This window comes from Microcoleus sp. LEGE 07076, assembly GCF_015207455.1.
GTDB lineage: Bacteria > Cyanobacteriota > Cyanobacteriia > Cyanobacteriales > Microcoleaceae > Microcoleus.
Genome location: NZ_JADEWV010000071.1, coordinates 13,905 through 27,776, shown reverse-complemented (window position 1 = coordinate 27,776; position 13,872 = coordinate 13,905). Strand labels below are relative to the sequence as shown.

Annotated in this window: 10 protein-coding genes and 1 pseudogene; 8 read left to right on the top strand and 3 right to left on the bottom strand. The window is 45.9% G+C overall.

Annotated elements, in window-relative coordinates:
* Positions 1-201: 201 nt before the first annotated feature.
* Positions 202-1,674 (bottom strand): site-2 protease family protein, encoded by a 1,473-nt coding sequence (locus IQ270_RS14035; RefSeq protein WP_193973805.1) that lies wholly within the window; start codon positions 1,672-1,674, stop codon positions 202-204.
* A gap of 31 nt (positions 1,675-1,705) precedes the next feature.
* Between IQ270_RS14035 and IQ270_RS14030 the strand changes: the two genes are divergently transcribed.
* The 6 genes from IQ270_RS14030 to IQ270_RS14005 all read left to right on the top strand — a co-directional run bounded on the left by IQ270_RS14030 (position 1,706) and on the right by IQ270_RS14005 (position 7,982).
* Positions 1,706-2,368, top strand: coding sequence for an MBL fold metallo-hydrolase (locus tag IQ270_RS14030; RefSeq protein WP_339384158.1), 663 nt, complete (start codon positions 1,706-1,708; stop codon positions 2,366-2,368).
* A gap of 182 nt (positions 2,369-2,550) precedes the next feature.
* The gene (locus tag IQ270_RS14025) at positions 2,551-3,111 is read left to right on the top strand and encodes a sugar O-acetyltransferase (RefSeq protein WP_193973803.1); all 561 of its coding nucleotides are present in this window, start codon (positions 2,551-2,553) and stop codon (positions 3,109-3,111) included.
* A 188-nt stretch (positions 3,112-3,299) separates the two neighbouring features.
* On the top strand, positions 3,300-3,764 hold the full coding sequence (locus IQ270_RS14020; RefSeq protein WP_193973802.1) for a hypothetical protein: 465 nt from the start codon (positions 3,300-3,302) through the stop codon (positions 3,762-3,764).
* Between the two features lie 482 nt (positions 3,765-4,246).
* Positions 4,247-6,652: a cache domain-containing protein gene (locus IQ270_RS14015; protein ID WP_193973801.1), complete on the top strand. Its 2,406-nt coding sequence runs from the start codon at positions 4,247-4,249 to the stop codon at positions 6,650-6,652.
* A 398-nt stretch (positions 6,653-7,050) separates the two neighbouring features.
* A complete protein-coding gene (locus IQ270_RS14010; protein WP_193973800.1) occupies positions 7,051-7,632 on the top strand; it encodes a manganese efflux pump MntP family protein in 582 nt (193 codons plus the stop codon).
* A 23-nt stretch (positions 7,633-7,655) separates the two neighbouring features.
* Entirely contained in the window at positions 7,656-7,982 is a 327-nt protein-coding gene (locus IQ270_RS14005; RefSeq protein WP_193973799.1) for a hypothetical protein, read from the top strand.
* Between the two features lie 352 nt (positions 7,983-8,334).
* Here IQ270_RS14005 and IQ270_RS14000 read toward each other — a convergent pair whose 3' ends face one another.
* Both IQ270_RS14000 and IQ270_RS13995 read right to left on the bottom strand, forming a co-directional pair.
* Complete coding sequence (locus tag IQ270_RS14000) at positions 8,335-11,358, bottom strand: filamentous hemagglutinin N-terminal domain-containing protein (RefSeq protein WP_228056350.1); 3,024 nt, start codon at positions 11,356-11,358, stop codon at positions 8,335-8,337.
* A gap of 106 nt (positions 11,359-11,464) precedes the next feature.
* Positions 11,465-12,082: a Uma2 family endonuclease gene (locus tag IQ270_RS13995; protein WP_193973797.1), complete on the bottom strand. Its 618-nt coding sequence runs from the start codon at positions 12,080-12,082 to the stop codon at positions 11,465-11,467.
* Positions 12,083-12,266: 184 nt separating this feature from the next.
* On the opposite strand from IQ270_RS13995, the pseudogene IQ270_RS31040 reads away from it, so the two are divergent.
* Both IQ270_RS31040 and IQ270_RS13985 read left to right on the top strand, forming a co-directional pair.
* A pseudogene (locus tag IQ270_RS31040) lies at positions 12,267-12,806 on the top strand (IS1 family transposase); the annotation flags it as partial.
* A gap of 183 nt (positions 12,807-12,989) precedes the next feature.
* Positions 12,990-13,868, top strand: coding sequence for a glycosyltransferase (locus tag IQ270_RS13985; protein WP_228056349.1), 879 nt, complete (start codon positions 12,990-12,992; stop codon positions 13,866-13,868).
* Positions 13,869-13,872 lie beyond the last annotated feature (4 nt).

The window sequence follows — 13,872 nt, the reverse complement described above, 5'->3', positions numbered from 1 at the left end:
GGAGATCCCGTCCAGGACGGGATCTCCCGCCCATCCCACAATTATGTGTAAATTATTTTATTCGCGATCCTAACTGCTTTTTGTGCCGCTAGCGAAGCTGTCGAGTCAAAGTGTACTTTTGGCGGCACTCGCCAAATGCGAACCTGTCCGGTACTCGGACAATTGATATTCCCCACCGATGAATCGGGGGGATTCTTGTTTCTAAATATTTAACCACTGAACGAGTATCTTGGGTGCAGGCAACAAAATAATTAACAAAAGCCCGATCGCCAGCAATCCCAAAAAATCCCGCCGGTTATCCAATTCGCTAACATCATTCAAAGCCGGTTCGTTGTTGAGAGGAGTCAGAAACAAAATAATTGCCCACAGCAGCAAACCCTGTTCCAAAAAAGCCAGCAGCAACATACAAACTCTAGCAACTTGTCCGATCGCCATACTTGCTCGCTGGCCGAACATCGCGTGTACAATGTGCCCGCCGTCGAATTGTCCCACCGGCATCAAATTAAACGCCGTCACGATCAAACCCAAATAACCCGCCACCGCTACCGGATGCAAATTAATCGCTGTTTCCGCATTCAAAGCACCGCCCAAAGTTAACTTGCTCAACAAAGTCATTAGCACCGAAAAATTTGGAGTAAAAGAGTCAAAATTCAACATTCCCGACTTGTCTGACAGCGGTACAACGGTGGAACGAGCCAAACCCCAAATTAATAATGGCACTGTGGCAACTAAACCCGCAAACGGGCCGGCAATACTGATGTCAAATAAAGCTCGGCGGTGCGGAATTGGACTCCGCATTTGAATGAAAGCACCCAAAGTTCCCAAAAAAAACGGAATCGGAATAAAATAAGGCAAAGTCGTGCGAATTTTATAGAATCTGGCAGCTAAATAGTGTCCGGATTCGTGAAATGCTAAAATTGTAATTAGAGCCAGCGAGTAAGGCAAACCCTGGAACAACATTGACGGGTTGGCCTGCAATATTTTTTCAGTAACTCCGGCAATTTGGGAGCCGACAATCGTAGTCGTAAACCCCGCGATCAGCAGCAAAGCTAAGGCGAAAAACGGCCTGGTTACAGGTGAGGTATTGACTTGATTTTTGGCGGATTGGCGGTTGGGATTGGGAACTAGGGCAAAAAAAGGTTGACCGCTCAAGCTGTTTTGAAATATGACTAAAAAGCGATCGCCAAAATGCTGCTCGACATTCTCTCGAATTGTTTGATAAGCCGCCTCCGGGTTGGTGCGTAACTGTCCGCGACAAATGACAGCCTGCGGCCGAAATTCTAAATCCCGCAAAAAGTAAGTTGACCAAGGGAAACAATCGCGCAAACTTGCTTCTTCGGCTGAATCGATCGGGCGCAGGGGCGGTTGTGGCTTTGCCGGTTCAGTGTCCGAATCTGTTACTTGCTCAGAAGTCGATCGCGTAATTTCTTTGCGTCCCAACTGTACCAAAAACCAGTACAAAACAGGGCAAACCAAAAAAGGTATAATTACCAACTCCGGCGGTGCTGTTTTTTTTGCGCCGTTAGCTAAAACCCAACCGCTCCAAATCAGCGGTGGCGCCATCATTACCAGCCACAGCAGCCATACCGGAGTTCGGGTGATGCGGCTGATGCTACTCTGCAACAAGTAGTAAGATATCCAGCCCAAAACCAACAACCATAGTAAAAAAAACATAATATTTATTCCAGTCCTTATGAATACTTCCTTGAAACAACAGAGTTCCGTCTCCAAACAGCCCAGGCTGGTACTGCCAAATATCTTTGCTTTCCCACCTAACCGGGATACCCTGGGTGCGACAGCCTATTTCATTGTAGAAAACGAATCGAACATCCTGGTGGATTGTCCCGCTTGGGATGAGATTAACCAAACCTTTTTGGAGGAATGGGGCGGTGTGCGGCTGCTGTTTGTCACCCACCGCGGCGCTATCGCGAAGGCGCGGGAGATTCAGGAAGCCACGGGCTGCGAGATCCTGATTCAAGAGCAGGAAGCTTATTTGCTTCCGGGATTGCAGGTGACGGTTTTTGAGCGAGAATTTGCTTTGAACGATCGAACTCTGGCATTTTGGACTCCCGGTCACTCTCCGGGTTCCTCTTGCCTTTATGATAGCGGCAGCGGTGGAGTTCTGTTTTCTGGCAGACATTTGCTCCCCAACCGCGAAGGTGATGCAGTACCGCTTTGCACGCCAAAAACTTTTCACTGGCCGCGGCAAATTAACAGCGTCAAGTCAATTGTCGATCGATTTTCGCCCTCGACTTTGCGGTATATTTGCCCTGCTGCGAATACTGGTTTTTTGCGGGGAAAAGGATCGATCGATCGAGCTTTTGAACAATTAGCCAATCTGGATTTATCGGTTTGTTTGCAGAATTAAGCATACCGGGCGGTTGAAACCAAGGTTCAACCTCCGTCTTATATCGTGGACGGTTGCATCGGAATAATAAAATCGAGTCAACAGTTAACACTCAACCATTCAGTTTTTCGACCCGGAGTCAACAGTCAACAGTCACCTGACGGTACAACCGGAATTGATATTATCCGATCCCGCCGATTTTTATGGAAAAAACCGAAAAACAAAAAATGCTCGCGGGCGAATTGTATTTAGCTGCGGACGAGCAATTAATTGCCGAACGCCAGCGAGCCCGCCGTCTCGCCAGAATTTACAATTCTACCCGCGAAGACGAACCCGACAAACGGTTAGAAATTATCACAGAATTGTTCGGTGCAGTTGGGCCAAAATTTGAAATCGAGCCACCTTTTTACTGCGATTACGGCAGCAATATTTATGCGGGAAACGGATTGTACATGAATTTTGGCTGCGTGATTCTCGACTGCTGTCGAGTTAACATCGGCGAAAATTTACTGTGCGGCCCCAATGTGCAAATTTACACGGCTTTTCACCCCACAGACCCGGAAATTAGAGTTTCTGGCCGCGAACTCGCCGCAGAAATTAATATTGGCAATAATGTTTGGATTGGCGGCGGCAGTATTATTTGCCCCGGAGTGACTGTGGGCGATAATAGCACGATCGGCGCAGGCAGCGTTGTTGTCAAAAATATCCCCGCAAATGTCGTGGCGGCGGGGAATCCTTGCCGCATCATCCGGCATTTGCCTTGATGTGGTACGATCGACTCGCTGGCGCGATCGGCTCTTTGGAGCTTACCTCAACAATTTTAGATATTAGATACAGCCAGTTTGAGATTTTTCACCTCAAAGACCCTAGAAAAATCTGTGCAAAAAATCTAAAATCTAAAATCGCTTGATTTTTCGCCAACGGTTTTCAACTCCAACTCAAAAGATTTTTTATGACGACTGCAACAGTTTATCCCACCGCCCCCGATCTCTGCACCGACGACTACATCGCAGTGGGCTTGGCCACCTGCTTCATTAAAGAAGAAGGCGAAGTTCATCAAGTAAAAGTAATTGAAGCTATCCCCTCAGCAGCTTTGGAAGCAATTGTCAAGGGAATTCCCACATCTTATGAAATGGCTTGGGGGACGACTTTAGGATCGGTGCTGGAGGGCGACTCGCCCAAAAGGCTGCCGGAATTCCCCCCGGAAGCTCAGTTTAGCGACGAATTCGGCTTTCGGGCGATCGCCGCAGCCCGCACTTACAAAATCCGCCCCCAAGCTCAAGTTCACATTCCTTCAGGAACTGTTCGCAACGACTTTGCTTATTCCTTAGAACGCAAAAGAGTCCTCAATTCCGAGCGCATCGTTCGCACTGAAGATAATGTGAAACAGCACGATCACACTCACAAGGTTCTTTAAATAAATCGCCAAACTGTGGCTATTTAGCACCGAAAATAGTTTTGAGTTTTGAAATATGAATTAAATATTTCTTGAATTTTTCGTTCATTAATAACTCAAAACTTTGAAGATTTTATTATTAATAAAAACGCCAAACTCCTCAAGGTAGAGTGTGCCTTGCCTAATCAAAAAACGCCAATATCTCAACATTACCCGATCGCACTAAAGCCAAACATCTTAACCTAGGCTGCGCCGAGCTCCAAACCTTACCAAATTGAGAGAATTATTAACAACACTTAACAAAACAATGAAGCGGTTGCTGAAATGTTTTAATTTGTCAAAAATATGGTAAGATATGATGCCTGTTTAACAGAGTGAGCCGGCCAGCGGGAAAAAAATCAAAAAATCCCCGCACTTCTTGAATGCTAGTAGTTTTCAGACTGCTGGTGTGCAAGTGCATCGCAGGTGAGCTGAGGATTTTAATCTCACAAATTGGTCAAACCATGCGAAGCTTTGCGAAAGTGAAGTGGTGGAAATTAACAAGATTGTTGCGATCGGGATTTAAGGGGAAATACGATTTTCCCTACAAAATTGCGCTGTTAATTTTGGGCGCAACGATTCTAGGAGCTAGCATCATTGGTTGCATCAGCTATCACAGCGTGCGCCTTATGATTGTGGAGAATTTAGAAAGAAATGCTTTGTTAGAGGTGAAGCAGCGCGGGAACAAGATCGATCGCTGGATCGGCACGAAAAAGGCTGAGCTCGAATTCCTCGCCAACACTCCTGCGGTACGATCGATGAATTGGTATGTGGCAGGGCCTTATTTAAAATCAGAAGTAAAGCGATTGCAAGAATTCCAGCATTTTGCATTAATTGACCCCGACGGTTCTTATTTCACAACAAAAGTCGGCCGAGCTTTGATTAATGTGAGCGATCGCCAACACTTCAAAAAAGCAATGGCTGGAGAAGTCTATGTTTCAGATCCTACCATTTCTCGCACGCTCAAAAAACAAACTATTGTTCCCATTTCGGCTCCGGTGCGGTCAAATTCGGCAAATTATCGGGATAAAACAGCACAAAAGCCGATCGGAGTAATCAACGGCGTTATTAGCATGGACAGAATTGCCGAAGTAGTAGGAAAGCTGGAATATGAAGCCGGAACATATGCTTTTGTTCTCAATTCTCAAGGAGTCCCCATCGTCCATCCCGACGCTCGGTTAATCGGAAATATCGACAAGCCTGCTCCGAGTCTGTTAGAGTCCGCAGATACTAATTTGGCAAATGTAGCGCGGGAGATGGTTTATCAAAAAACGGGCATTTTGCGGACTACAATCAACGAAGCTAAAGTTTATGTTGCTTATCTTCCTTTAGAACAAGCTGAATGGTCGATCGCCCTAGTAATTCCTTCGCACAATCTCGAAAAAGAACTAATCCCCTTAAATATATTAGCAGCAGCAGCGGCCATACTCTTAGCCGCAGCTATTTTCGCAGCAATTGCGGCACTGATTCTTTTTGCCAAAAATGGCATCCGCACTCGCACAGAAGCGCTTCTCCACCGTTTGACCGGCCGCATTCGTGCTGGGTTGAGGCTCGATCGCATCCTGCAAACAACATTAGAAGAACTCGGTACTTTCCTGGAGCTCGATCGAGCAATATTCGGCTGGTACGACCCCCGACAAGATACAGTAGAATTTTGCTGGGAATATTGTCGAAAAGGTTTATCGGGGCGCTTGGGAATCTTCGGCGCGATGGGAGGGCCATCGGGAGATTTAGCTGCACGGCTGCAGCGGTGCGAAACGATACTTCTCAACAAAATCTCCGCCCCTGATGCCGCAACGCCTCAACAACCCGTCCATCTCGAACTCGCAAACAGCAGCTACGCAGCAGTACCCGTACTGACTCAGACTAATCGGCTGGGATATCTGTTCGCCATTGCTAATCGGCGGTTTGCGAATCCCGACGAGGTAGAAGTTCTCGAAGCAATAGCAGACTTGCTGGCGATCGCAATTTCCAAATCGCAACTCCAGGGGCAAATTCAAGACGAACTCAAACTTTTGGAAGAAGTATTAGCTCAACTCAGAAGAACCGAAGAGCATTTACTACAAAGCGAAAAAATGACAGTTGTCGGTCAACTCGCTGCCGGAATTGCCCAGGAAATTTACAACCCGATTAACTTTATTTACGGTCGCTTGATTCACGTCAACGATTATATCAAAGATTTGCTCGAGCTAATTCGCCTCTATAGCGAAGAGTATCCTGAACCAATACCGGAAATTGCCCAAAAAATAGAGATTTTTGACCTAGATTTTATCAGCGAAGACTTGCCGCAAATTTTCAACTCTCTGAAAACAGGCACAGATAGCATTCGCCAGATAGTCGTGGCTTTGCGAAAAATTTCACTTCCTGAGCAAGCCAACAAAGAACGCGCCAACATTCACGAAAGCATCGACAGTATTCTGCTATTGCTCGCTCACCGGCTGGAACCAAAAATATTATTAGTCAAGGAGTACAATAACCTGCCAGCAGTTTTGTGTTATCCGGGTCAGCTGATCCAGGTATGCTTAAATATTTTTAACAATGTTATTGATGCTGTTAACAGTATTGAAAACTCTGAGCCAATTATTACTATTAAAACAGATATAGTCGAGCATTTTTCAGGCAGGTTTATTGCAGTATCTATCGCCCACAACGGGCGCAGAATTCCGCCGGAGATTCAACAGAGAATATTTGACCCGTTTGGCCCTACTAAATCAATGAAAAATTTTACGGGATTGGGGCTTTCGGTTTGTTATAAAATTATTGTAGAATTGCACGGCGGCCACCTTACGGTTCAATCTCCGATTCAATCTCAAATTGAATTTCAAACTGGGGGCGGTGCTGAGTTTATCATAAAATTGCCGATCGTTTGATATGACGCTCGCAAAACAGAAATTCGGGTATGGGAACCCGATCGGACTAGGGGAACAATAAAGGTGCGATCGCAGCAAACAACCGGGAGCATCTCTGTCGGAAAGCAGCCCTGCTAGAAATTAGAGACAGAAGACAGGAGACAGGAGACAGGAGGAAAGAGGAAGAAAGAAACAGTCAAAAGAAGTGTTTTTACTCTGATGAGATGCTCCCAAACAACCAACCTCCCATTACCAAAACTTCTGCAACTAATCCCGGCATTTTTCAACCCTGCTGATTGTGAAAAAAATGTGATTCAAAAATGAATCAATTATGATAAATAAATTATTTTGTCTAGGTTTAGTGTAGACTAAAATTGTCGAATAAACAATTTAATCGTAACACTTCACAGTTAACAAAAATGGATGCAGCCACTACCGTCTTTCTTTCCTTGGGACTAGCAGCAGATGCCTTTGCTGTGGCTATTTCAAGCGGTTTAGCAATCAAACACATGAATCTCAATAAAGCTTTAAAAATTGCCTTGTTCTTCGGCTGCTTTCAAGCGTTGATGCCCGTAATCGGATGGTTGGCAGGTCTGAGTTTGAGTTTTTGGATAACACCGATCGACCATTGGATAGTTTTTGGGCTTTTGAGTTTCATTGGCGGTAAAATGATTTACGAATCGCTGCAAAGCGCAGAATACGAGAAAAAATTTAATCCCTTGCATACCGGGACTTTGATAACCCTATCGGTGGCGACGAGTCTGGATGCCCTGGCAGTTGGCATCGGATTTGCTGTATTGAAAGATTCTATTGCTCAGGCGGTGACTGCGATCGGACTTATTACTTTCTTTTTGACTTTTGTCGGCGTGTTTATCGGACACAAGTGCGGCAATTTGTTTGCTAATAAAATTGAAATATTGGGCGGAGGAATTTTGATTTTTATTGGCAGCAAAATCTTGTTTGAGCACTTGACAGAAGTGACAGTAGTAATTAGTCATTAGGTAATTATTCAGGTCAAGAATAGTTGAAAGTCCAGGAATCGGGTAGTCAGATCAGGGAAAAACCAGAGTTAACAGCACTAAAAATGGAAGTAGTTGAGCAGTTAAGCCGTGAGGAACTGATCAAAATTGTGCTGACACAACAGAAGCTCATAGAAAAATTACAACAAGAACTCGAAAAGCTTAAAGAGAAACAGCCGAGTAATAGTAAGACATCATCGAAACCCCCATCCAGCGATGTACTACAGAAATCAGAGAAAGCCTCTTCTGAGAACTCCTCCTCCTCCTCAGAGTCCGAACTCAAGCGCAAACCGGGAGGACAGCGAGGACATATCGGCAAAACCCGCTCATGATTTGGGCGAGTAGATAGATATCAAATCAGCTCTCCTGACTTTTGTGAGCATTGTGGAAGCAAAGAATTAAGTGAGATAATTGGTTACAGCAAGCAGCAGGTAGCTTGTTTGGTCGCTAAACCAAGGGATTTCTCATAAATCGAAACAAAATCTCACTAAAAAAGAAATTAGTCAAGCGGATTTAGATATGCTGGAATTGTCAGCAGCGGCGGGGGAGGTCTATTCAATGCGCGACAGCTTGTATCGTTTCAGGTTGCACCGGAAACGATACGATCCCGTACCATATTAGGTTAATCGACCGGACGCTATCCAACTGCAGAGCGCACAAAGATAATATAAAACGAACTTATTTTCAGGGCGGCGCGCAACCGGAATTCGATCGAGGATTGCGAGATTCAGCACCATTACCGGGATTGTATCCAACAAGCGTCACCTCTCCATTGGCATTCACCACCCAACCGCGAGCGGCAACAACTTCTCGTGCAGGTTTTTCCGCTTCTTCCCGAATCTTTCTATCCGTTGGATTCCTTGAATTCCGTACTTTTCCCGCTGCATTTCTGCCTTCTATTTCTTCGCTGCTTCCGGCTTCCATTTCTGTTCTTGCTTCCCCTTCCACCCACGGAAACGGTGCAGATTCACTGCTGAGCGTATCGTTAGGACTCGGTGGCAATCCCCCTTTCCCGGTGACGGTAAACTCGTTCTCGGCTCCTTCGACGCAGGGATTTGCCGCAATTAACGCCGCCGGATTGACCAAATTTTGTGGCAGTTCCACCAATCCTTGAGCGGGATTTACCCCAGAGGCGCCGAATGTTACCGCTCCTTGCAAAGCCGGGCCGCCACTTTGGGAAATCGCGGCGATGTCGCTACTTTCAAGTAGGGAAGTAGGACTTACTTGCAAATTTGCAAATTGCGCGTCATCCAGATTCAACCTGCTTCTGACTTGTTCGCGAGTAACTGCACTAAAGCCAAAAACACTGGGGACATTGATATTCACGCGGCCGCCGGCTGCTGTGCGGGCGTTAGCGGTGATGTCGCTGTTTTCTTGTGGGAGGGCGACAAGAATGCCGCTGTTGATGTTGATATTGCCGCCGTCAGAATTACCCGCATCGGTGGTAATTCGACTGCTGCGGCGCAATTGGATGTCTTGCGATCGCAGGTTAATATTTGCTCCGGTGCCCGATACGGTTGTGCCGTCAATTCTCGATCGATTGTCAAGGCCGATCGAATTTGCAACAATATTGATATTACCGGCGCGTCCGGTTCCGGTAGCCTGCACCGTGATTGTAGCTCCATTTGCGACAGTTAGTCGATCGCGCGCCGTCAGATTCAACGAGCCGGCATTTGCTGTAGCATTAGGATTGGTACCAAATGTCTTGCCAACCGAAGCATCAATTGTACTGACAAACAAACCGTTATTGCCACTGCCGCTGACCTGAATGCGATCGGCATTAACAGTAATATTCCCCACATCTCCCGCACCCAAAGAACTCGTAGTAACTATTCCCCCATCCCGCACAGTTAGGCTGGGCGTATCAATCCGAATATCCCCGCCCCGACTAGAACTCAAAGTTCCAGAAGTCAGAGCGCTAGCATTCTGAATTCCGCTAGTCAAAACTTGAGAAATACCTGAAATTTCTACTGATTCAGTAGCTCTAACTGTTAAATTTCCAGCAGGCCCGCCATCCTGAGAAAACAAAAACCTGCCAACTAAAACACCCGTTCCTAATGTAAACGCAGAACCATCAGAGAGACTCAACCGCTTCGTATCAACATTAATATTGCCCGCCCTCCCACTAGAACCGATACTCAGAGTGCTGATTCCAGTTGACACAACTGTTCTCGGGCCGCGGTTAGACAACTCAACTGATTCAGCAGCTTTAACGTTGATATTCCCCGACGGGCCGCTGCTGTAGCTTGTGGTACCCAAAAGAGAACCGTCGCGCATAATTAATCGATTGACATCAATAGTAATGCTTCCTCCCGCGCCGGTACTTTCTTTCGCTGTCCCGTTGTTGATTCCAGAACCCACCATCTCAAAAGTATTGGCGCGAACAATTAAATTTCCGCCCTTTCCACTACCAAAAGTTATCCCGCTACCTACTACCCCATTATTGAGCAGCAGGCGGTCAGTGTCGATCGTAATACTCCCCCCCGAACCAGCGCCAGCACTAGCATTAAACAGCGTAAATAGCGGGTCAAACGGGTCTGCGGTTCCCGATACCAAATATTTAATTACCACCTGTTGAAAGCCATCAACTCCCAGCCCGCTCATTTCTATTGAATCAGCAGCGCGCAAATTGATATTGCTTCCTGCACCGTCTCCTAGAGTCAGGGTAGAAAATTGGGTGCCGTTTTGCACTCGCAACTTTTGGGCGCTGATATCGATACCTCTACCATCAATATTTCCGAGCGTAATCCCATAAATTCGCGCACCGCTGATGGCAACATTGCCACCTTTAATCTCTATTCTGCCACCGCCGATACCGCTGGTGTTGATGAGTGTCCCATCCGATACTTGAATATTGCCGAAGTTCTGAATATTGTCATAATTTAAACTAAAACTCCCTTGTTCCCGCGCTGTCAGTGCCAAATTAACTAAACCGGGACTAGCTACACTACCGAGCAAAATTTGTCCGCTGCTGGCGGTTAAATTGCCGCCTGGGAGTTGGATATCGCCGCCAATTAAGGCTAAAGTTTGACCTGGTTCTACGGCTAAACCAACTCGATCGCTAATCGGAATTGGCAGGGGAGATGCTGGGAGATTTAGTTTTCCTGAAGCCGTCGATTGATTGACAATTGTACCGAGATTGTCTCTAAATCTTAAACCAACGGGAATATTAACTGTCAACAGCGGGGATGTTTGCGGGTTGGCGCTGCTGAATTCTAAGCCGTTATCAAACACAATACTGTCAGCAGTTGAAGCCAGAAACGAACCGCGCACATCTAACCGCGCATTTGGGCCGAAGACAATGCCTTTGGGGTTAATTAAAAATAAATTAGCATTGCCTAAAACTCCCAGAGTTCCTAAAATATTTGAGGATTTACCCCCAGTAACGCGGGTGAAGATATTAGCTATTCCGCTGGGATTTTCAAAATAAGCTCCCTGCCCTTCTTTGATGTTGAATTCGCCGAAACTGTGAAACAAGCTAGAGCCGCGAGTTGCGCCGCCAGTGATTTTATCTGAGGGTAAGTTGTTGATAGTATCGGGAACTGTGCGCGAACTTTCCGGCCCCAAAGTGCCGTCGGGGACGATTTGGGCGAAGGTTTTCGAGGGAAATAGCAACACCAAGGCAAACAGTAGGAAGTAACTTACGGGCGGGCAAGATGTCCAACCCCTACTTCTCACAAGAAAATCTAGTATTTGTGGAACAGGCATCTTGCCTGTTCTTGAGAATGGTGCAAATAGTAACGAGTAATGTAAGGAAGGCATAAAAACACTCTTTCCAGGATAAATTTTATCAGTGTAAGCTCATCTCGTTGGTCTAAAGGTTTTGAATTTGGCTGCTGAGTACAAGTTGCTCGACTGTGATTTCTAGTTCGGGAAAAGTTTTAGAGATAATGCGCTCATTACTTCTAAAACTTTGAACTAAATAACTGCCATTTTCCAAACAGTAAACGAAAACTGTGGGAATTTTGGGATTTCCTAGATCAGCCCTAGAAGCGATGGCTAAATAGTCCACAATCCAATACTCACAAATGCCGAGCCTTTGATACTCGTCTAGCTTATCAACATAGTCGTCTTCCCAGTTAGTTGAGGTAACTTCTAGTGCTAATTGGATAGGTTCGGTAAGGGCTCCGTAGCCACGTACATTGCTGTTCCATACTGATGCCTTAACCACGCCGACATCAGGATTTCTGCCTTGTTCTTGTCCTGAAGCTGTTACAGTTCTCAAAACTAGATATTTGTCCACGATATAGTCAAGTCCTAAGCGTTCGCTTTCTCTGTCGAAAGACTTAACAAGATATCGTGCCACATTTTTATGAGCTCTGGTTGCTTCCACTTTGACAATCTCTCCATTTACAAGTTCGTAGATGCCCGATCCGTCTGGGTACTTTTCGAGAAAATCTGCAAATGTTAGTTTAGTTTTTGTCTGAACCATAAGACAAGCCCTCTTGTGTTAACTAGGTTAGGATTTATATCGTTTCCGGTTCCATCATAATTATGTATTTGGATTATATCAGTGCGATCGCCCCAATGTTCGCGACCCAAGTAGCGAGACCGCCACTTAATAAAATTTGAGCGTCAGCGCTAAAGATAACTGATATCATGTCCGGTCGATTGCCAATGGTATGGGTTTACGGGCGATATAACGAGTTAACGGTGTTCATCATACCACAGTAATAAATTGGGTAAAACAAGTCGGAAAACAGTTGCCAGATGTTTATCACCCTGAAGTCATTCCAGAAGTTGGTTCCCGGCGATAAATTACAAACTTATGTAAAAAAAACAGACAAGATATGCCGAGCGACGGCGGTTGACCACTTTCAACCAGGATTTTTAGGATGGGTATTAGGGGCTCGTAGCGCTCAGACATTTGAACCATTATGGGACAAAGTAAGTCTAGAGAAATGCTATTTTTATGTAACTGATGGATGGTCTATATATCCCATGTTTATTTTTGATTGGTATCGAATTATTAGCCAGACTTATATGACCCGAGTAGAAGGGGAAAATACCAGACTCAGATATTACGCAAGTCCGGCTAGATCGTCAGACTCTTTGTGATTCTCAATGTGAGGAAATGCTCAAGCATTTTATTAAGTTATTAATTACATTACTTGAGGTTTGGCGATATTCCCATGACCGGGGCATTCATACTTTGATTCAGCAACGCCCCCAAAGGGTAGGAAGGACAGCATCTTCTGCTTTCTTTTCCTACCCTACCCTTCACCGAACTCCTGCGGGGAACGGGAACGGCTTTGGCGAACGCGTCAAGAGTGCCTTCGCGGTTGATTCAATCTTACCACCTGTTAGTTATCATTCTGATACAACCGAATTTAAGATTAATGAATGAGACTTTACCGCCGATTTATTTTTACATTCCTCAAAGCCAGTGGCCTGTGGGAGATTTGCCACAAAGTCCTGAAGAATACTGGCAGTGGATGAGTTCTTGGGGCAGCAGATACGGCAGGGGAAAGTATGATTGGACTCTGCAAACATATCTTTATTTGAAAGCGGACGGGTTGCAGTGTCAATTAATAGATTTTATGCCGGATGAAGGCATTGTGCTGTCGCATCGAGATTTTTTATCCGATCGCTTGCAACCGCTGCCAAAGTTGCTGGTTGTTTGTATTAAGGTAGATAGAGAGCCTCACCCTTACGCTCAGTTGCAAGTGGTGCAGAACGATCGCGATCGGCTATTTAGTCGATCGCCCTTTTTATGGCAGTGCCATCCGCTGAAATTTTGGCTGCAACCCGGGTTAATTCCCCGCGATGCGGCCAGGGGCGAAATCTTTGAAAACGCAGCACTTTTCGGCGTTTTAGACAGTCTAGCACCGGAATTGCAAGCACCTTCTTGGGGCGAAAAACTCGGCGCTGTGGGTTTGGATTGGAAAGTGGTGGGGTGCGATCGCTGGCACGATTACAGTAAAGTTGACGTGATTGTGGCTGTTCGCAGTTTTGAGGGCGAGAACACTTTTGACTCGAAACCTCCCTCAAAATTGATTAACGCTTGGCACGCGGGCATTCCGGCGGTTCTGGGACGCGAATCTGCATACCGCAGCGAGCGCCAAAGCGAACTTGATTACATAGAAGTAGCTTCGCCGGAAGAGGCAATTGCTGCTGTGGAGATGCTGCGGGGCGATCGTAATTTGCGCGCGGCAATGATCGAAAATGGTAGAATCAGAGCGCAAGAAACGGCAAATGCCCAGATTATTTGGCAGTAGCGCA

What these genes read in the sequence shown, in the direction of transcription:
- IQ270_RS14025 (WP_193973803.1), top strand. Translation starts at nt 2,551, where the DNA reads ATGGAAAAAACCGAAAAACAAAAAATGCTCGCGGGCGAATTGTATTTA.
- IQ270_RS14000 (WP_228056350.1), bottom strand. Translation starts at nt 11,358, where the DNA reads ATGCCTGTTCCACAAATACTAGATTTTCTTGTGAGAAGTAGGGGTTGG.
- IQ270_RS14035 (WP_193973805.1), bottom strand. Translation starts at nt 1,674, where the DNA reads ATGTTTTTTTTACTATGGTTGTTGGTTTTGGGCTGGATATCTTACTAC.
- IQ270_RS14015 (WP_193973801.1), top strand. Translation starts at nt 4,247, where the DNA reads ATGCGAAGCTTTGCGAAAGTGAAGTGGTGGAAATTAACAAGATTGTTG.
- IQ270_RS13985 (WP_228056349.1), top strand. Translation starts at nt 12,990, where the DNA reads ATGAATGAGACTTTACCGCCGATTTATTTTTACATTCCTCAAAGCCAG.
- IQ270_RS14020 (WP_193973802.1), top strand. Translation starts at nt 3,300, where the DNA reads ATGACGACTGCAACAGTTTATCCCACCGCCCCCGATCTCTGCACCGAC.
- IQ270_RS14010 (WP_193973800.1), top strand. Translation starts at nt 7,051, where the DNA reads ATGGATGCAGCCACTACCGTCTTTCTTTCCTTGGGACTAGCAGCAGAT.
- IQ270_RS13995 (WP_193973797.1), bottom strand. Translation starts at nt 12,082, where the DNA reads ATGGTTCAGACAAAAACTAAACTAACATTTGCAGATTTTCTCGAAAAG.